A 20,257-nucleotide genomic window follows, 5' to 3' on the forward strand; every position below is an offset into this window, starting at 1 on the left:
ATTCGGAGTGAATGGTCACTTATGTTTAAAACAATCATAACCTTTCTACGCAAGCAGTTGCCTAAACTGAAACCCTCCTGGCTGCTGTTGGGCGTGCTACTGTGGATCGTCGTGCTGGTTCTGGCCTGGTGGCTGGGGCCGCGTTTGGTGGTGGGCGAATCACGTCCATTACAGGGAATCTGGGGCCGCGTGGTGTTTACGCTGGTCTGGCTGTGGCTGGCGTTCTCCTATAGTGCCTGGATGGTCTGGCGTCGCGTGCAGCAGATGCGTGCAGAGCGTCATGAACAGCAGGTGATTGAGCAGGATCCCTTGCAGGTGTATGTCGACAGCCAGCAAACGTTTCTCGATCGCTGGCTGGAAGCCTTTCAGACCCAACTGGGGAAAAGAGCGCTGTATGCGATGCCCTGGTATCTGACGATTGGCTTGGCGGGGAGCGGGAAAAGTAGCCTGATCCATCGTGCCAATCCGGCAAACAAAATGAACCCGAAACTGGATGCGGAGCTGCGAGACGTAGCGGCAGGCCAGCAGGTAAGCAGTTGGGTTGGCGAATCCGCGGTGATTTGGGACCCCAGCGGACAGCTACTCGCACAGCCAGAGCTGGAGGGCGATTCGCTCGGACAGCGCCATGCCCGACTGTGGCAGCACCTGCTACAGTGGCTTAGCGAAAACCGCCGCCGTCAGCCGCTCAACGGTCTGGTGCTCACGCTGGATATTTCCTGGCTGGCACAGGCTGGCGTCGCGGATCGCAAAGCCTACGCGCAGGTCATGCGCGCCCGTTTGCAGGAAATTTCCGTCAACATTAACACGCGTTTACCGGTGTATATCGCGCTGACCCGGCTGGATATGTTGAGCGGGTTCGATAAGGTCTATCGCCAGTTGAACCGCGAGGCGCGGCAGGCGGTATTAGGGGTGACCTTTACCCCGCAGGCGAGCAACAGCAAAGACTGGTTAGAAGAGCTGGAACGTTTCTGGGATGAGTGGGTCACACACCTGAATGATAACCTGCCAGACATGTTGCTGACGCAGTCCGACAGAAGCGTGCGCAACTCGCTGTTCTCGTTTGTTCGCCAACTGGCTGGCGTGAAAGACTACGTGGTGGAAGTGCTGACGGAAACGTTAGCGACGGGCGAGGATCGCGCGTTCCTGATCCGCGGCGTTTACGTCAGTTCTGTCTATCAGCAAGGCGTGCCGTTCGATGCCTTTGCGCAGTCGGCTTCCCGACGCTATCAACTGCCTGAGCCGATTAATCCTGCGCTGCGCGGTGAATCCAATACGTTCTTTGTGCAGCGTCTTTTCCCTGATGTCATTTTTCCTGAGGCCAGTCTGGCGGGGGAAAACCGGCTGCATAGCCTCTATCGCCGACGTCGACTGAGTATCGGCGTGGGCTGCATGCTGCTCGCCAGTCTGGCGCTGATTGGTGGCTGGCACCATTTCTATCGGATCAATGAAGAGGCTGGGCGTAACGTATTGACGAAAGCGCAGGCGTTTATCGGTACCAATGAACTGGAAGGGCAGCCGGGCTACGGCTATCAGCAACTGCCGCGTCTGAATTTGATTCGCGATGCGACCTTATCCTTTGGTAATTACCACGAACGTACGCCGCTATTGGCCGACCTTGGCCTGTATCAGGGCGGCAAGATTGGGCCTTATGTTGAAGGCACCTATCTGCAAATGCTGAACCAGCGCTTTTTACCGGCGGTGATGCAAGGGCTGCTGGAAGATTTGAATCAGGCACCTGCCAATAGCGAACAAAAGCTGACGATTCTGCGCGTGATGCGGATGCTGGATGATGCGTCAGGACGCAATAAAACGCTGGTCGAACAGTTTATGGCGCAGCGTTGGCAGAAGGCATTTCCCGGTCAGGGCAATGTGCAGGAACAGCTGATGCAGCATCTGGATTATGCCCTTGAGCACACGGATTGGCACAAGGCGCGTGAGCAGAAAGATGCGGTAGCGATCAGCACCTTTGCACCCTTTAATCAGCCGATCACGCTGGCTCAGCAGGAACTGAGCAAGCTGCCAATGTATCAGCGCGTTTATCAGAGTCTGGTCATGAAGGCGACCCAGGTGCTACCACCGGATTTAGCCATCCGTGATGAAGTCGGGCCGACCTTTGATCCAGTGTTTTCCCTGCGTAATGACAAAGCGGGAAGCGTGCCGCGGCTGCTGACGTACCCCGGCTTTAGTGATTATTACCTCAAGCAGGACAAAGCGCTGTTAGAACTGACGGCGCTGGATGCCTGGGTGCTGGGGCAGCGTGAGCGTGCGCAGTTCAGCGAGGCCGACAGGCGGGAAATTCTGCGTCAGGTGAACGATCGCTACATTACGGATTACATCAACCAATGGCAGAAAGTGCTGGCGAACATTGATGTGCAGACGCTTGATACGCCTGAGCAGGCACTCGACATTCTCACGGATATTACCGGCAACGATCAGCCTTTCCAGCGCGTGCTGACGACGGTCAGTGATAACACCCGCATTCGTAAGCTGTCCGATGACGATAACGACACCGCGCAAAACATCAACACGCGTACCGGTCGTCCATTTATGACCATCAATGCAGCGCTGAGCGGACGCGGCGAGCAGGGGCCGCTGGTGCAAGAGGTCAATCAGAAGCTGACCGATCTCTATCACTATCTCGATCAGATCGTTAACGCGACCGATCCGGGGCAGGCGGCGTTGAAAGCGGTGCAGGCGCGGCAGGGAAATAAATTTGCCGATCCGGTATTCGCCTTGCAGCAATACGCCCGCAGTCTTCCCGCACCGCTGGATCGCTGGGTCGGACAATTAGCCGGAGAGAGCGCGAGTTTGGTGACCGGGCTGGCGATGTCGTCACTGAATCAGGAATGGCTGGATAAAGTCGTGAAGCCATTCAATGAGAAGCTGGCGGATCGTTACCCCTTCGACCCGTCATCGAACAAGGATGTGCCGCTGTCGGAAATGGAAATGTTCTTCATGGCTGGCGGGACGCTGGACAGCTTCTACCAAACCAACCTCAAGGCGATGATGGAAAGCGGCATGCTGGAAGAAGGCATGGCGTCGCCGTTGCAGGCTGAACTGGTGAAACAGCTTGAACGCGCCACTCGCATCCGCCAGACCCTGTTTAATGCGCAGGGCAGTCTGGAAGTGCATTTCGTGTTGGAACCGCTGGAACTGACAGCGAACAAGCGCCGTAGCGTGCTCAATCTGGATGGACAACTGCTGGAATACAGCCACGGTCGTCGCCAGAAAACGCCGCTGGTGTGGCCAAACAGTATGCGCGACGGGGCCGAAAGTAAGCTGACGCTGGTGCCGGACGATCGTGAGCGTTCACCGCGCAGCCTGAGCTTTAACGGGCCGTGGGCGATGTTCCGGTTAATCAATAGCGATCAGCTGACTCAGGTGAATGAGAACACCTTTGATGTGCGTTTCTCGCTGGAGAACGGTGCGATGACGTATCGCGTGTATACCGATGCCAGCCACAATCCGTTTGCCGGTGGTTTGTTCAGCCAGTTCACACTGCCTGACTCGCTTTATTAATTAACTCTCGGGAGCCCGTTCAGGCTCCCTATTGCTGGATGATGTGATATGCAAGATGCACAACAGGCCCTGAAAGTCGGCCGCGATCCACGGATGCTGCCGGAGTTTGACGCACTTCGGGCGGAAATTAACAAGTTGAGTCACGCGTCTCGCCCTGATGTGGACTGGATGCTGGTACACGATATGGCCACCACCATCTTTGAAAAGCAGGGCGTGGATCTCCAGACCGCGATCTACTTTACGCTGGCGCGTTCGCGGCTGGCGGGATTGACGGGATTCACGGAAAGCTGTGAGTTTCTGGCGAACCTGATCGTGACGCAGTGGGATAACTTCTGGCCGCCGGTGCATCAGGAACGGGCGCGTATCGAGATGCTGGACTGGTTTATTGCCCGCATCAGCGAGGTGGTGCGGCAGTACGCCATCAGCCATGAACACAAGCGGCTGGTTTATCGTTGCGAACGCGCGCTGCAATTGATGAGTGAAAAGCTGCACAACTCGGGCTTGAGCCGCATCCCCCGCGTCGAGAATCTGCTGCACTTCGTCGAAGGCTATACCCATTTGTTCGATGAAACCGAGATTGTCATTGTGTCGGACGATCAGGAGTTGAAAAAGCAGGATATGCAGATTCCGCCCATGGTGTTCTTTCATTCGGACATGGAGCCCGGCGCGACGGTGCAAAGCGGTGGTTCATCAGGCTCGGGCCAGGCTCCATTGCCCGCAGGTAGCATTCTCATCGGACGGGAGAAAGGGCAAATGAAGCCGACGGTATTAAAAATTGAGGCGCATAAAAAGCAGAAACCCGCGTGGTTCTGGTTTGTCTCTGGACTGCTGACCTGTGCGTTGCCTGTGGCGGCGATGACGGGTTGGCAGTATTGGCAGGATCAGAAAGCGGATGCGCTGGCGCTGCTGCAGCAACCTGCGTACGCGTTGCCCGCCGCCCCCGATCATAATGATATTCGCCGGGTGCGTATTGTTCTGGGTGAACAGAAACTGCAGGGCATGGAAGGTGAGCTGATCAACCGCTATCAGGCACAGCTGGAACAGGTGAAAAACGCGTCGCCGTTCTACCTGTACCAATATGGCAACGGCTTGAAAAACGTGATGCAGCAACTCTACCCCGATTCGCTGGCGGTGAAGGAGATGGAACGCCAATGGCAGATCGCGCTTGAACGCCAACAGGGTGATGAACCGAAAACGCAGGGTTACGAACAGGCGCGCGCCAGAGTCAACGATACCTTGCAGCAACTGCTGGAACTGGAACGCCAGCGCCGAACCGTGACGATCTCCTACCTGAAATCAAAGCTCTACGACATGCAAAAAGACCTGATGTCGGATGTTCCCTTCGGAATACGGTTGCGGGAGCTTGAGGCGCGTAAAATCAAGAGCCAGCCGCTGACGCCATCGGAGCTGCGTGCGATGGAAGACGAACTGCGCGCCTTCAATATTCGCTTATACCGTTTGCAGCAGGGTAGCTCTGCCAGCTGATTATCGTGAAGGGAAAAATGCTGAGCACATGATGAAATACAAAAAATTATTGATAGTCCTCTCGGCCTGCTGGCTGGCGTCATGTCAGGCGCCGGTTACGTCGCTGCCTGAAGCGGAATTGGCGGCGTCAGCGAACCGCGGAAACGGTGAGGCGCAATATCAGTTGGCAAAAACGCTAGCCGCGCGCTCGCAGTACACCGAGGCGATGCAGTGGATGCAGAAGGCATCTGGCCTATCTGAACTGCCGGGCAGTCAGGAAATGCGCGCTGCCGCCGCACTTCAGGTTGGCGACTGGTATCAGGCCGGACTGGGGGCGCCAAAGAATAGCCCGTCAGCCCGCCAGTGGTGGACAACGTCCTCGCGTCTGGGAAATGGCGAAGCGGGACATCGGCTTGGAATGGACTGTCAGGTTCAGCATCAGGGGAAACTGGTCGCGGCCTGCCTGAGTGCGTTTGAATCCTCAGCGGCGAACGGCTATCCCCCTGCGCAGCTGATTGTTGCCCAATGGCACGCGACGCATGCGGGCGGCGAAAAAGAGGCTGTGTCATGGCTGCTGAAAGCCGCTGAGCTCGGCAATCGGGATGCGCAGTACCAACTGGCACAGCGCTATGAACAGGGCAATGGCGTGGTTATCCGTCGCGATCTGGCTGAACGCTGGTATTTCCGCGCGGCGACGCTGGGGCAGGCACAGGCGCAGCTGTGGATGGCGCGGCATGAAGACGGCGAAAATGCGTTGAACTGGTATCAAAAAGCCGCGTCATCAGGCGACGCTGAAGCACAGCTTTGGCTGGGCAAGGCATACCGCGAAGGTAAGCGCTTACATTGGGATGAGCAAAAGGCGCGTTATTGGCTGGAGCGTGCCGCATCTGGCGGATCGGGCGAGGCAGATTATTTGCTTAGCCAGAGCCAGACAACCCATGAAAAACGTGAACAGTATCTGGTTCAGGCCTCCTCCGCGGGCTATATCCGGGCGCAGCGCGAGCTGGGTGAACGGTTATTTAAAGCGAACGAACTGGCGCGTGCGCGTGAAGAATATGCCAAAGCGGCATCAGCAGGAGACACCGAATCTCGACTGGCTTACGGTGAAATGCTGCGGCTGGGGCAAGGCGGCAAAGAGGATTATGTTGAGGCGATGAAACAGTACCGTCTGGCGGCAAATGACGGTAACCGTATGGCGCAGTATCGTATGGGGATGATGCGTCAGGATGGGCTGGGGGCATCCCGCAATCGTATTCATGCCTACGCCTGGTATGCCATGGCGGCGACGGAGGGGATGAGCGAAGCTATTCATGCGCGTAACGATCTGGAAGCGGCGATGCAGCCGGATGAAATCAAGGCCGGACAGCGGCTGGCAATGCACTGGTCATCGGGGAAAACAGAGTAATCTGTGTTGGTTGTTTGTCGGTGCTCACTCGCTGATAGGCAACCGCTGCTAGTAAATCGTTAAAGCGGAGCCAGCAGATCATTGCGGTCTGGCCGGATCATAAATAGTGGCAATAAACAGGCGGGTGTTGCGTGATAGCAACACCCGTTTTTTTGTTTTTATTGCTCTTTTATTACTCTTCTTATTACAGGATGTCCTGATTTTGCTATGCCTGTTTTCCACAAAAAATGTAAGTGACTGCTTACTCTTATTGTTATGAAAATGAACAATTTATCGTCAAATATAGTTTTTTGCTATTAATAAGCACTATTTCTATCGGTCATTCATTTCGTTAATTCATCACTAACTCAAATTTTCAGAATAACTGCGCATTCTGCGCAACTTTTTGCTCACTTTCTGGTGTAAATCACTTTTTGCGCAATGTCTGCAAACGATTTGCGAAGTCTGCGCAACTTCTTGCTCAAATTTTACTTAGGTGAAATTTTTGTTAGGTAAATTCCTTTATAAAACATAAAGATAAATTTTGGCATGTGTCTTGCTATACAGACGATGAAGTTACTCATTCTGTTAAACAGCTAAATCTATTCAACAACAAGGAGCAAGACTATGCCAACTCCATGCTATATCAGCATCGAAGGTAAAACGCAGGGCAACATCACCGCGGGTGCTTTCACTTCTGATTCTGTCGGCAACATCTATGTGGAAGGCCACGAAGACGAAATGCTGGTACAGGAATTCAAACACATCGTCACCGTACCAACCGACCCGCAGTCTGGTCAGCCATCCGGTCAGCGCGTACACAAACCGTTCAAATTTACCGTCGCGCTGAACAAAGCGGTTCCGCTGATGTACAACGCCCTGGCGTCTGGTGAAATGCTGCCAGCTGTGACCCTGAAGTGGTACCGCACGTCGGTTGAAGGTAAGCAAGAGCACTTCTTCTCTACCGTGCTGACCGATGCCACCATCGTTGACATCGACTGCAAAATGCCACACTGCCAAGATCCATCAAAACTGGACTACACCCAACTGATCGAAGTGTCACTGGCCTACCGCAAAATTGACTGGGAGCACACGGTTGCCGGTACTTCTGGTTCCGATGACTGGCGTGCGCCGGTCGAAGCGTAATTCCTACCGAACCCGGGCTTGTCCCGGGTTTTCTGCGTTTCTCTTTGGGGCGGTGTTTTTTACCCGCGTGGCGTTTCATCAACGTCATGTTTTATCAACATGATGTTTTTATCAGCATGAGTTGTGGTGTGAGCAGACTCAGACCACAACTCAGGTTTTCATTTTCATCAGGATAGCGACATGCCGCTCTGGGGTAACCCGAGGCGTGCGGTAGCCATGGCAACGGCGAAGAAGGAGAAAGCAGGTGGCAAACAGTACAGGATTACAGTTCACCGTAAAGGTCGGTGCCCTGGCAGCAGGCACTTTTGCGGTGGTGGATTTCAGGCTGGATGAAGGGCTGAACCGGCCTTTTAGCCTGTCGCTGAGTCTGGCGAGCGCGCTGCCGGATGTGGATTTCGGCGCGGTGCTGGACCAGCCGTGCGAGCTGATGATTTGGTATGAAGGCGAGTTGAAGCGCCGGGTCAGCGGGATTGTCAGTGGCTTCACGCAGGGCGATACCGGATTCCGGCGCACGCGCTATCAGATAGAAGTCCGTCCGGCGCTGTGGCGACTGGGGTTACGCACCAACGCCCGTATTTTTCAGGCGCAGAAACCGGAAGCCATTATCAGCATGCTGCTGGAAGAGGCTGGCATCACCGACTACGCCTTTGCGCTGCGTAACGAGCATGCGGTGCGGGAATACTGTGTACAGTACCGGGAAAGCGATTTGGCGTTTGTCACCCGTCTGGCCGCCGAGGAGGGCATGTATTTCTTCCACGAATACGAAGAGGGTAAACACCGGGTGGTGTTTGCCGACGATGCGGGCGCACTGACCAAAGGCCCTGAGCTGTTCTTCAATCTGGCGACGCAGGGGCTGAGCGAGGGTGAATATGTCCGGCGCTTCCACTACGCGGAGCGGGTGAGCACGGCCGAAGTCGAGCTGAAAGACTACAGCTTCAAGACACCGGCTTACGGGCTGTCGCACAAGAAAATGAGCGGCGAGCTGGCGCACCAGCGAGAAAGCTATCAGCATTACGACTATCCGGGGCGCTATAAGCAAGACCCGAGCGGCAAGGCGTTCAGCGGCTATCGGCTGGATGCGCTGCGGTCAGGGGCGGTGACGAGCGAAGGGGAATCCAACTGCGCGGGGCTGATGCCGGGCAACACCTTCACGCTGACGGAGCACCCGAATGCGACGCTGAATGCGGTATGGCAGACGGTGAGCGTGACGCACGTCGGGCAGCAGCCGCAGGCGCTGGAAGAAGAAAGCGGCGGCGAACCGACCACCATGAGCAACAGCTTTGCGGTGGTGAAAGGCACGACGACGTGGCGCGCCGCCATGCCATACAAACCGATGGTGGACGGCCCGCAAATCGCCACCGTCGTCGGCCCGGTGGGGGAAGAAATCTACTGCGACCAGTACGGCCGGGTAAAACTGCAATTTCCGTGGGATCGCTACGGTGCGAGCAATGACCAGAGCTCCTGCTGGGTGCGGGTCAGTCAGGGCTGGGCGGGCGGTCAGTACGGTATGATCGCCATCCCACGTATCGGCCATGAAGTGATCGTCAGCTTCCTCGAAGGCGATCCGGATCAGCCGATTATCACCGGACGTACTTTCCACGCCACCAATCCGACGCCGTATGTTTTACCGGCACATAAAACACGCACCACGCTTCGCACCGATACCCATAAAGGCAGTGGTTTCAACGAGCTGCGTTTTGAGGATGAGGCAACGCGTGAACAAATTTACTATCACGCGCAGAAAGATATGGATGGTGTCATCAACAACATCCATCGACAGAGCGTAGGGCGCGATCAGCACCTCAGCGTGGATCAGGATCAGTTCCAACGGGTCACTCGTCACCGTCACCGAACGATAGGCAAGGACGATTTTGAAAACATCGGTCAGGACCATCATCAGGAAATTGGCCGAAGCTTTATTCAGAAAATAGGTTCTTCGTTTAAGCGCTTTATCGGTGGAGGTGAGATTACCCGTATCGAAGGAAGTCGTCAGACGACGATGTCCGGCTCTGAAGAGACGCTGATCGGCGCGCACCAGCGCGTTCTGGTGAATACGGACAGCTACCTGAAAGCCGCGGATATCGTGCTGGAAGCGGGGCAGGCCCTGACCATCAAAGCGCCGGGCGGTTTTATCAAGATTGATAGCGCGGGCGTCACGATTTCCGGGACGATAGTGAAAATTAACGACGGCGGTGCAGCCGGCGTAGGGACTGCGCCAGTGTCGATTACGCCAGAAGACCCGACGAAGCCCACGCTGCCGGATGCGCCAGACAGACGTTAAGGAGGAACTATGCCAGGTGCTGCACGTTTAGGGGACAGCTGCGCGGGTCACGGCTGTTTCCCTGCTACCCCGATTATTGAAGGCAGCGGTGATGTCATTATCAATGGCAAACCGGCCGCCCGTAAAAGCGATGCGGTTTTACTCCACGCTTGCCCCTGCCCGAATGTGCCCCACGGCGTGCACAATCGTGCGATATCTGCGGGCTCCGGTACGGTTATCATCAATGGAAAACTGGCGGCGCGTATTGGTGATGCGATCGGCTGCGGCGGCTCGGTTGCTGCTGGCAGCGGGAATGTGATCATCGGCGACTCACCTTATCAGTCCCCGGTGAAGCCGTGCGCTGAGCAATCGGCAAAAAGCCGCGCCCCTCTGCTGGCATTGACGCCAATGCTGTTGCCGACGTTAATGGAGTGGGCGTCGGTCGCCGAGCTGCCTATTCTTGATGACCTGCTCTCCGTCGCCCAGCGTAAAGATCGCTATCTGGCGCGCGCCAAATTGGCGACCGAGGCGGCAACGCTGCCGGGATTAGCCGATGCGGCAAAGCGGCTGGCGTTTAACAACGACAGCATCTTACGCGCCGAAGCGGCCCAGTATGTGTATTCGGTCGATGAATTCCGGCGAGGCGTGCTGGATAAACTGCCGAAAGCACCGGTCGGGCTGGAACTATTGGATGTCCAAAAACTTCCGGGTTTGACGGACAATGACTTCATGGATAAGAAAACAGGGTTTGGTTCTGCACTGTTTAAATCAGCGATTAATGGCGAAACCATGTTGACCTACCGGGGCACGAATAACGCGGTGACGGGCGTTAAAGACTGGCTGACTAACGCTGGACAAGGTATGGGATTGGAGACGGATCAATACAATCAGGCCATGTATTTGGCAAAGCGGGTAAAAAACGTTCTTTCTCCTCCACCTGTCATCGTGGGGCATTCATTAGGCGGTGGTTTGGCATCGGCTGGCGTTGGTGTAACGGGGTTACCTGGCTATACCTTTAATGCTGCGGGCTTGCATACCAATACTGTTTCACGTGCTGGTGGAGCGGATCTGGCGAAAACAGCTTCGCTGATAACAACGCAGGCGGTGGATGGTGAGGTACTAACGATGGCACAAACCTATGGCAAAGCGTTGATTCCTGGTTTGCTATCCGGTGCGGGCGCATTGATTGGCGGAGTCGCCGGTGCGGCGCTTGGGGGAGTCATTGGTGTAGCAAAACTGTTGGAAGGGGGCCTGCCGAAAGCCAGCGGTGATATGATGGCGCTTCCCGCAGTAGGGGGCTCGCCGATTGCTCGCCACGGTATGGATCAGGTGATTGCGGGTATTGAAAGCCAGAAAAAGGAAGATATCGGGAAGATAACCAATACATTCAGGGGAATATAATGCAATGGTTGGCACGTATAAAATGGGTAGGTGTCGTTATTCTGGGATTATTAACCGCTTGTCAGGCGGGAGGACACAGTATGCGGGCGAGTGAACTTTTTGAGCCCCCTGTGGTGGCGGTACTGGAAAGTATTCAAAAAGGTGACGAATCAGCCGCTCGTTATCAGCTGTCGCAGGGCGTTAACCTGAATATTCAGGGGAAAGAAGGCATCACGCCGCTGCTGTGGCTGATTTATGAAACGAAGGATAAAAAGGCCGTCACGCTGGCGCTTAAACTGGGTGTCGACCCGAATTATAAGGATGGGTTTGGCGACAGCGCCGTAAATTCCGTGGCGGGAGCCAAAGATCCAGACTGGCTGCGTATTATTCTGGATGCGGGGGGCGATCCGAATGCCATTGGGCGTCGTGGCCAACCTGCAATATTTAGTGCTATTGGTGAGGAGCGCTGGGCCGATATCAAATTACTCGTAGAGCGGGGCGCTGATTTGAACCTCGTTGATGGTTCCAAAGTAAACAGCGCCCACTATGCTGCTTATCTGAATAAATATGAAGTCGCATATTGGCTGATAGAACAAGGTGCAGATAGTAATATTTATGATGATACAGGCAGTAATCTCGCTTTTACCGTGGATGACAGCTTATCCATTATGTCCCCTAAATCTCCCCACTATCCTTGGGCGCTGAAGGTAAAACAGTTGTTACTGGAGCGGGGTGTTAAATTCCCACCGCTTCCACCTGCTGAAGTTCGGGAGCGTTGGGAAAAAGGGCTGCCGTTATAATTTCTATTCGTTTTTTATTACGTATTTTTCATCATATAAATAAACTGTATTTTCTGACCCGATAATCTGCATGATTATCGGGTCGTTGCTGCGATTATCAATACACGCTCATCGTATTAAAAATTATCTCATTTATTGACAGGCAAATAACGATGATGGCAAACGGTTATACCCTGTTTGAAATCAGCCAGTTTAATGCGCCGTTGTTCGCTATTATCTCGCCGCTGAATTATCCCCAATTACCGGAATATTGGCAGGCTTTTCAACCTGCTGCGGCGGATATATGGCAACAGCTGCAATTTGGCAAGGATGCCGAAAACTGGCAGATGTGGGCACCTATTGTGGTGAAAATAGAAGAAGGCAAACCAGGAGAAACGTTGCTGCATTGGTTGACTGAAACGCAGCCGGAGCGCCATGGTGGTGTGATCCTCACGCATGGCGACCTGACATTGCAGCAGGTGGCGAATTTTTGGCAGCAGCGTATTTTCTGTCTCTGGCCTGATGGCACACGGGCGGTGTTTCGTAGTTATGCGCCAGACGTTTTATCGGCCTGGTGGCCCACTTTGGAGCTGGTTGCGCAAACTGATTTTCTCGGTCCACTCGATGATATGTATTTACCCATAATAAATAGCGAACGTGGGGAATATCAGCTATTCGCACAGCGAGACATTAAGTATAAAAATAAGCACGACGTTGATAATGCGTACCACATTACGCTAACGCACTATCAGTATTACCTTCTCGCTAACGATAATCGCTTACACCGATTAGCGAATGAACTCTTTCTTTTTGTCAGTGCGTACTGTGTTTTCCCTCTGGATATTGAAGTAGTCAAAGCGCACTTTATTAGCGGTATTGCCTTAGCAAAGAACTATTATCCCAAAGCCAGCGAAGCGGAATGTGAAGCCTGGGCTGCCCATCGCTGGGTGCTCGGTAGTGAATTCTATTTGCACCCGATCTTTATTCATCTGACTGAACGTTATTCGATAGCGGACAGTCTTCGGATTTTTAAATCTGAGCCAGAACGAATTGAAAGTGTGCAGCTTAATTACCATCGCCCCGGTTGGATGCGGGGAGAATTACCTGACATAACGGAGGTCACGCTGTGAGTGTATCGCAACCTTTCCTTGAATTGATGCCGGAAGATGATGCGGTCTGGCAAACGCGTATCGCTCAGGGCGGCTGTTTTGTTATCGCAGAAGCCTCGATGAACGAGGCGGTTCCCTGGCTGGCCGAACGCTGGGGAGGCAGTCTGGAACAGACCCGTTTGTACTGGGGAGAAACGGGGCGCGTTCATGCCTCGGTATCGCCCTACTGCATCCCGCTTAACGTTGCTAACTGGCCTCAGGTGAAAGAACACATTGTCACTCAACCGGGCTGGGGAATGGGGCTACAGCTGGCGTGGTTTATGCAGGCATATTCACCGCTCGATCAACTGCTTGAGGTCACGAAGCATCTACGGCAGTGGAGTCTGGTGACCTCTCCTTCCGGGGAGAATGCCATCCTGCGCGTGGGGGACTGGCAGGTGGTGAAGCAGCTGTTATCCGCCAGTTCCGCACAAGAGGCTTGTGCGCTCTATGGCCCGATAGCCAGTTTCTGCGACATTTCTCCTGATGGCGTGATACGCACCTTAAACCTCACCGCCCGTGAGCCGCACTCCATTCCAGACATCCTGCCGCGCCAGCTGAGTACCGAACAATGGCACGCCATCATGGCGCCTTCCGAGCATCAGCATCTGGCGCGCTATATGGAACATCTGCGTGCTTACCATGTTGACTGGCAAAATGCGCCTGATGATGAACTACAGGCGTTTACCCGTCAGCAGGCGGAACAGGCGAGGAACAGCGGCTTTAATAACGACCGCGATATCGTGCGCTGGCTAGCATTGGCGACAGAAATCTCGCCGGAATTCATGCATCAGCCTTGGGCAAAAAACATTCTGGTACAGCCTGAATATATTGGCACGCAAAGCCGTATGGATCGCCTGTATCAGGCAGCAATTGACCACCTGGACGAAGCATAAAATAAAAAGGACGTCATTTCATGAGTCAGGATAAAAGCAGCGCGTTAGCTGCCAGCGGGGATGCCGCGAAGCGCAATTTCACCACGGATAATAAAATCTCAGGGGGATGTACAACCTGTGGCTGCGAAATACTCGTTTATTACCATTACGATTCGGGTGAACCAATACCGAATGCCCCTTTTCAAGTAACCGATAGCAATAACCACGAAATAAGGGGGAAAACTGATGAGAACGGCATATTTTTCATCCACGATATGGGGTGTAGCACGTATGAACTCATTTTGGGGGAAGGCAGCGATACGTTTGACCCTAAGAAAACGGTGCAAAACAACCCCGTTTTGATGTCTAACGCTGCCTATGCGAGTTTTGCCGGAGAATACTTTTCCCTGTTCGTCATCCTGAGAGAGCGAGGACTGGTGGAGTATGGCTCTGTCCAACAGTCTGTGAGAATGCCGCTGAGTACGATACCGGATCAATATAAACCGGCGTTGAAGCGTTTCTGGGAATTGGAAAGACAGCTTCATCGCGGTGATGGCGAGCTCCAAAGGGAAATTCGCCGGATTCAGCATCAATTGTCGGCGGAGGTGGCAAGTAAGGCATCCAGTATTGATAACGCCGTTCTGCTGTTCTGTGAGGTAATTCTGGGCTGTATTCCCGTCGTTGGGGTAGGTATTGATGTGTATTTCCTCGGAAAATGGTGCTGGGATAGCTACGAAGACCCCGAATTATTGGGCGACACTATGCATAAGATTGACGGGGTGCTGTGTGTCATTGGTTTTGTTCCTGGCGTCGGGGATGCGCTAAAAGTCAGTGGTAATGCCATTACGCAAGCCTTACGGAAGCTGAAAGGTGCTAAAGGCAACAAACAGCAGAATATTGAGGAAGCCACTCAAATTATTCGCAGTTTGAGTAACGGTAATATAGTCAACTGGTTGATGAGTATACGTTCTGATATCAGAATTTACGCTGAGAAAGGGCAAAAAATACTGGAAACCATGAAAGCAGCGCTAGATCTGCTGGTGAACGGTGTTTCTGGTGAGCGTAGTTGGATAGTTGTGCTGATGGCTGACAGCTTTCGAGCCATGGTGAACGTCCTCGAGAAATTAATCTCAATGTTTACCGTTGTCACGGGATTAATTGAGGATGAATTTGCTGAATTTATCCCTCAAATCATGACACAGGTTATTGGCAGTGCGCGGCCTAAAGGGAGCTGTGAGTTATCTGCCATGACTGTGCAAAAGGGGGGATCGGGTGACTATCGTACCGAAGAGGAAATCACTGAATTTAATCAACGGGCAGAAAAGCCTAGTGGTTTGACGATGGCTGAGGCCGGAATGGTGTCGTCAATAGGTATAGTTTCTGCTATGTCAGGGAAAGGCGGTAAGAATAGAATCGGTATGGCCTCTCAGGGCGGGAAACATTCGACGAGTGCCTCACATGCCTCTCAACGCCCACATACACCGTCTGAGCAACCCCATTCAACACCGGCGGAAACGCCAAAACCTCAAGATAAGCCTCAGCCTAAATCTACTGATAGCAGTCAAAAAAGTCAGCCTCATGAGGCTGAAAAACATTCATCGGGTGAGAAGAAGCACACGCCAGATGATGCCACGCCACTTCCTGATGGCACTCATACTATAACGGCGGGTGCTCGGACCCCCAAACAAAACGTTGATGAAGCAGCCAAGAAAAAGGCCCAAGAACAAAATGAAGACGCTAAATCTGACCCCAAAAATGGCAAACAAAATGGTGACCCCGTCGACATGGCAACCGGGGCGGTGGTGGAGCAGCGCACGGATATTCAGGTAAGTAGTCCTCTGCCGCTTTCATTGCAACGTTATTATCGTTCCACGGGAAAACGTCACTCTGGTTTATTAGGCACATTGTGGCGTACCAACTGGGATATCAGCCTGACGCTTAACGATGGGGTAGCAACGTTAACGGATGGTGAATTTAATCAGGCATTTTTCACGCTCCCGAATGAAGGGGAGTTCAGTCGCTCAACGTCGAACCCACAATGGCGGCTGACTCGGCAGCAGGGTGAACTGGTGCTTCACCACGTAGGTGGCTTGTACTATCGCTTTGAATATGCGCTTGGCCTCCAACTTTGTTTGACGTCTATCGACGATGCTGCGGGTAATCGGGTGGTTTTCGAATGGGTGTTGGGCGAACTGCACTGGGTTACGTTGTCGGATGGGCGTTTGATTCACGTCACGTCGGAACACCAAAGGATCACGGCACTGACGCTGTGTACCCCGCAGCGTCAGCGATTAAAAACGTTGGCGAGCTATACCTATGACGAGCGTGGGCATTTACTGAGCGTACGGGCGGATGAGGGACGCAACTTTGACTATCGCTACTCGCCGGAAGGCTGGCTGCTACGCTGGTCGGATTTAGGCTCGACCTGGGTTGAGCACGACTATGATAAAAAAGGCCGCGCCATCCGGGACAGAACCTCGGAAGGCTACTGGCCGGGTCACTTTGAATACGACGATGACACGCTGACCAGTCATTATCACAGCGGGTTTGGTGGGGTATTCAGCTATGTACGCGACGAGCGCAACAATATTCTGCTGGAACGTACACCAGACGGTGGTGAGACCCGGTTTGAGTGGGTGGATAATCAACTGGTGGCAGAGACCGACCCGCTGGGTGGCCGCACGGTGTATCAGCGCAATGACTGGGGGCAGGTAACCGAAGTTATCCTGCCTGACGGCGCGGCGCATCAATATGAATATGATGATAACGGACAACTGCTGGCCTATATCGATCCGCTAGGCAGCGAATGGCGCTATCAGCGTAACGCAGCAGGGCAGGTTGTCGAGGTTAACGATCCGGAAGGGCGCGAGTGGCTGTATAGCTATGGTGAAACAGGGCAACTGTCGACGGTGATAGGGCCGGACGGTGTGTTGCAGCGTTATCACTATAATCGTCGTGGCCTGCTGAGCAGCCTTGAGCGGGATAATGCACCACCGGTGATGTTCCGGTATGACGATCTTGACCGTTTGACAGAGCGGCATATCGGGCATGAAGCGGGCGTGCAGGTGCGGCGCTGGGAGTATGACGGCGTGCGTGAGTCTCCGTCGAAAGTGGTGTATGAAGACGGCAGCGAGACGCGGTTTGGTTACGATGTGGAAGGTAACCTGACGGCGGTGACGGATGCGCTGGGGCAGCGCTACCAGTTCCGCTACGGGGCGTTCGATAACCTGCTGGAAGCGACCGACCCGCTGGGAGCGACGGTGCGCTACCACTACAATGCGGAAGCCGAGTTCGCCGGGGTGACGAACAGTCAGGGGCGCGACTGGACGTACGGCTTTGACGGCAGTGGACGGTTGAGCGAGGAGCGGCATTACGACGGTCGGGTATACCGGTATCAGTACGATGTGGCTGACCGTCTGGTGCAGCGCATCGCGCCGGATGGCAGCACGCTGCATTATGAGCACGATGCGGCAGGGCGGATAACGTGTATCACGGCGCGGAAAGCGGACGGGGAAACGGACGGCATCACCGAGCTGGCATATGATGTTGCCGGTAGGATGACCCAAGCCGCCAGCCCGGATGCGGTGGTGGAGTACGCCTATAACCGGGCCGGTCAGGTGACGTCGGAAACGGTCAACGGTGAGGCGGTGCAGAGCGGGTACGACGCGGGTGGTCAGCGTGCTGTCGTGGAAGGGATTCTGGCCCCGCTGCAGCTGGCGTGGCAGTCGGGGCGGCTGTCGTCACTGGGTATCGGTTCACACCAGCCGCTGCAGTTCAGCCACACGGCGGCGGGCGAAGAGCAACGACGCACTAACGGCAGCGGGTTTGCATTACGCCACGAGTGGAGCCCGACGGGGCTGCTGCAGCGTCAGGCGCTGGAAGGGGCGGATGGTCGGGTGAATGACGTGCTGGAGCGTCGCTACCAGTACGATGTGCTGGACCGGCTGACGGGCATCAGCGACAGCCACTGGGGCGAGCAGGCGTTCCGGCTTAACGGGGCAGGCCAGGTGACGGCGGAGCGCCGTGATGAGGGGCGGCGTCGTCAGGCGCGGCTGTTTGGCTACGACAGCGAACAGAACCTGTGCGAGGTGTCGCAGATAGCGCCGGGTCTGAGCGAGACGCTGAAGGTGCAGGATGCGGTGGTGCAGGCGTCGGCGCGGTACGATGCGGCGGGCCGGGTCATCGAGCGGGGCCATACGCAGTACCGGTATGATGACTGCGGGCGTCTGGCGGTGAAGCGGGAAACGCGGCCGGGGTTCAGGCCGAAGGAAACGTATTTCGACTGGGACGTGCAGGACCGGCTGGTGCGGGTAAGCCTGCCGGACGGGGCTCGCTGGCGCTATCGCTACGATGCGTTTGGTCGCAGAATCAACAAGGTGCGCGAGGGCCAGGTGCCGTCGGCGCAGGCGGTAGCGCGGGTGGCGTACCGATGGGACGGTGACCAACTGATTGGTCAGCAGCAGTACCGGGCGGATGGTTCAGCGGCACGGGAAGTACAGTGGGTTTACGAGCCCGGCAGCTTCCGCCCACTGGCACAGGTCGAGGCGCAGGGCGACAGCACGCAGTTGCACTATATCGTGACGGACCTGACAGGAACCGCAAGAGAGCTGTGCAGCGAGGAAGGGGACGTTCGCTGGCGCGGGGAACAGGGACTGTGGGGTGGACACCGGGAAGAGCGGCGACCTATTCCGCTGCGTCGCTATCTGGGGGATGCGGCGAACGAAGAGGTGTACTGCGAGCTGCGCTATCAGGGGCAGTTGTATGACGCAGAAACGGGGCTTTACTACAACCGGCATCGTTACTATGATGCGGAGAGCGGGCAATATCTTTCGCCGGACCCGATAGGGCTGGCGGGTGGTAGAAGGGCATATGGTTATGTAAAAAATCCGCTCAGTTGGGTAGATCCCCTTGGATTGACACCGAAGGAAACAATAACGTACCGAGGGGATTCAAGAGACCCTAATACTATTTTTAATGAGGGTTTTCAGCCTTGGGGGGATAGTAATGATCTTTTTAAACACGCTTCCGATAATACATCTCCCCCTAGTAATTTTATAAGCACATCTAAATCACCAGAAGTAGCCGCAGAATTTGGTTCGCAGCTCTATACAGAAAGTGGCTATGTGTACGCTATAAGATCTAATAATGGCATAGATGTTAATTCTGCATTGGGAAAAGCGACACCATTCCCTCGTGAATTAGAGGTCGCAATTCCTCGGGGAGTTAAACCAGAGAATGTATTAGGTGTGACTCCGGTTAATGCCGATGGTACTTTTGGAAATTATAGTATATTAAATCCTAAGCATTATGGGTGGTGATGATGATTAATAGTGTTGATGTCAGTTTATTAATTGATGGAAAAGAGACTCTTGGGACGATAGTTCTGAAGAAAGACTCATCTTGTTTGATGACTTTACTTGTTAATGGGGAAGTTATAGAACAATCTCAAGCTAATGATTTTTTTTCTTGTCTCTGTGGTTTAAGAGATAAAGTAAAAAATATCACTTTCTTATGTAAAGGGGCAAAAAAGAATGTGTACCCTTCGAGAATGGCTAGACAGATGGCAAGCGGAATAAAAGCTTATGAATTAACTTGGGGGAGGCAAGCTGATCGGGGTGATTTGGTTGGTATCTTTGATTATGAAGTAGAAGATTTAGTTAGCCCTGATGAGCAAAAAGAATATTTTGATAAATGGATAAGTTCTCTGGGAGAGTGATTTCTTAATTAAAAAATAGCCGGAAGCGATCACACGATCCTTCCGGCTTTTATTTTATGGCCAGGTTATTTTTTATAAATTAATCTCGGTCTCAATAATAATCCTGCCGCGCTCTACCGTGACGGTGACAGGCATCCCGGTGATAAAGCCGGACTCTTCCAGCCAGCGGCCTTTCAGGTTGATGGCGGAGGGCGGGTTGGGCTTGCCATTTTACTCGTCTCATTTTGAGACTCGCCCTGCGGGCCAGCTAACGCTGTTCAAACCTGTTTATCACAGGTTTGTGCGGGGCGTATCCCACGGTGTAGTAACGCTCTGTTTTGGTTGCTTTATTAACGGTGACGCCTGACTTAGAATGTGCCTTAGCCATAGTAACTACCTCGTTTAGTTGCTTGTGGTGAGCGGGCTGACGTGTTGCAAGCGCGTCAGTTCCGCGTTAACTCCGTTACTTTGCCAGCGCCTGTAACTGCTTCTTGGTTAAAAAGGCATCCAGCAACTTCTTAATCACTTCCTTACCCGAGTAGCAATCGGTCATCTGAAACAGGTGCATAAGAAGACCCATCCGGCAGAGCGGAAACTGAAGTCATGC

11 protein-coding genes and 2 pseudogenes are annotated in these 20,257 nt (G+C 54.0%); 11 read left to right on the forward strand and 2 right to left on the reverse strand.

Annotated elements, in window-relative coordinates; all coding sequences use genetic code 11:
- The first annotated feature begins 21 nt into the window (after window positions 1-21).
- The 11 genes from tssM (at window position 22) to WCT94_RS17525 (ending at window position 19,671) form a co-directional block, all read left to right on the forward strand.
- Window positions 22-3,519 (forward strand): type VI secretion system membrane subunit TssM, encoded by a 3,498-nt coding sequence (gene tssM, locus WCT94_RS17475; RefSeq protein ID WP_336870674.1) that lies wholly within the window; start codon window positions 22-24, stop codon window positions 3,517-3,519.
- 48 nt (window positions 3,520-3,567) lie between these two features.
- Window positions 3,568-5,004: a VasL domain-containing protein gene (locus tag WCT94_RS17480; RefSeq protein ID WP_336870678.1), complete on the forward strand. Its 1,437-nt coding sequence runs from the start codon at window positions 3,568-3,570 to the stop codon at window positions 5,002-5,004.
- 28 nt (window positions 5,005-5,032) lie between these two features.
- Window positions 5,033-6,388, forward strand: a complete 1,356-nt coding sequence (locus WCT94_RS17485) for a tetratricopeptide repeat protein (protein WP_336870681.1) — start codon at window positions 5,033-5,035, stop codon at window positions 6,386-6,388.
- 606 nt (window positions 6,389-6,994) lie between these two features.
- Entirely contained in the window at window positions 6,995-7,513 is a 519-nt protein-coding gene (locus tag WCT94_RS17490; protein WP_194430799.1) for an Hcp family type VI secretion system effector, read from the forward strand.
- A 244-nt stretch (window positions 7,514-7,757) separates the two neighbouring features.
- Window positions 7,758-9,794, forward strand: coding sequence for a type VI secretion system Vgr family protein (locus tag WCT94_RS17495; protein ID WP_336870682.1), 2,037 nt, complete (start codon window positions 7,758-7,760; stop codon window positions 9,792-9,794).
- Window positions 9,795-9,803: 9 nt separating this feature from the next.
- Entirely contained in the window at window positions 9,804-11,174 is a 1,371-nt protein-coding gene (locus WCT94_RS17500; RefSeq protein WP_336870684.1) for a PAAR domain-containing protein, read from the forward strand.
- Window positions 11,175-11,254: 80 nt separating this feature from the next.
- The gene (locus WCT94_RS17505; protein ID WP_336870753.1) at window positions 11,255-11,953 is read left to right on the forward strand and encodes an ankyrin repeat domain-containing protein; all 699 of its coding nucleotides are present in this window, start codon (window positions 11,255-11,257) and stop codon (window positions 11,951-11,953) included.
- A 152-nt stretch (window positions 11,954-12,105) separates the two neighbouring features.
- Entirely contained in the window at window positions 12,106-13,062 is a 957-nt protein-coding gene (locus WCT94_RS17510; protein WP_336870686.1) for a DUF4123 domain-containing protein, read from the forward strand.
- The gene (locus WCT94_RS17515) at window positions 13,059-13,976 is read left to right on the forward strand and encodes a DUF4123 domain-containing protein (protein WP_336870688.1); all 918 of its coding nucleotides are present in this window, start codon (window positions 13,059-13,061) and stop codon (window positions 13,974-13,976) included. The genes WCT94_RS17510 and WCT94_RS17515 overlap by 4 nt, the downstream gene beginning before the upstream one ends.
- A gap of 20 nt (window positions 13,977-13,996) precedes the next feature.
- Window positions 13,997-19,273, forward strand: coding sequence for an RHS repeat-associated core domain-containing protein (locus tag WCT94_RS17520; protein WP_336870690.1), 5,277 nt, complete (start codon window positions 13,997-13,999; stop codon window positions 19,271-19,273).
- On the forward strand, window positions 19,273-19,671 hold the full coding sequence (locus tag WCT94_RS17525; protein WP_336870693.1) for a hypothetical protein: 399 nt from the start codon (window positions 19,273-19,275) through the stop codon (window positions 19,669-19,671). The genes WCT94_RS17520 and WCT94_RS17525 overlap by 1 nt, the downstream gene beginning before the upstream one ends.
- 72 nt (window positions 19,672-19,743) lie before the next feature.
- On the opposite strand, the pseudogene WCT94_RS17530 reads toward WCT94_RS17525, so the two are convergent.
- Together WCT94_RS17530 and WCT94_RS20850 are read right to left on the reverse strand one after the other, a co-directional pair.
- Window positions 19,744-19,969: pseudogene (locus tag WCT94_RS17530) on the reverse strand (SymE family type I addiction module toxin).
- Window positions 19,954-20,038, reverse strand: a pseudogene (locus WCT94_RS20850) (SymE family type I addiction module toxin); the annotation flags it as partial. The pseudogenes WCT94_RS20850 and WCT94_RS17530, both read right to left, overlap by 16 nt.
- Window positions 20,039-20,257 lie beyond the last annotated feature (219 nt).

It is taken from the genome of Pectobacterium sp. 1950-15, assembly GCF_037136835.1.
Taxonomy (GTDB): domain Bacteria; phylum Pseudomonadota; class Gammaproteobacteria; order Enterobacterales; family Enterobacteriaceae; genus Pectobacterium.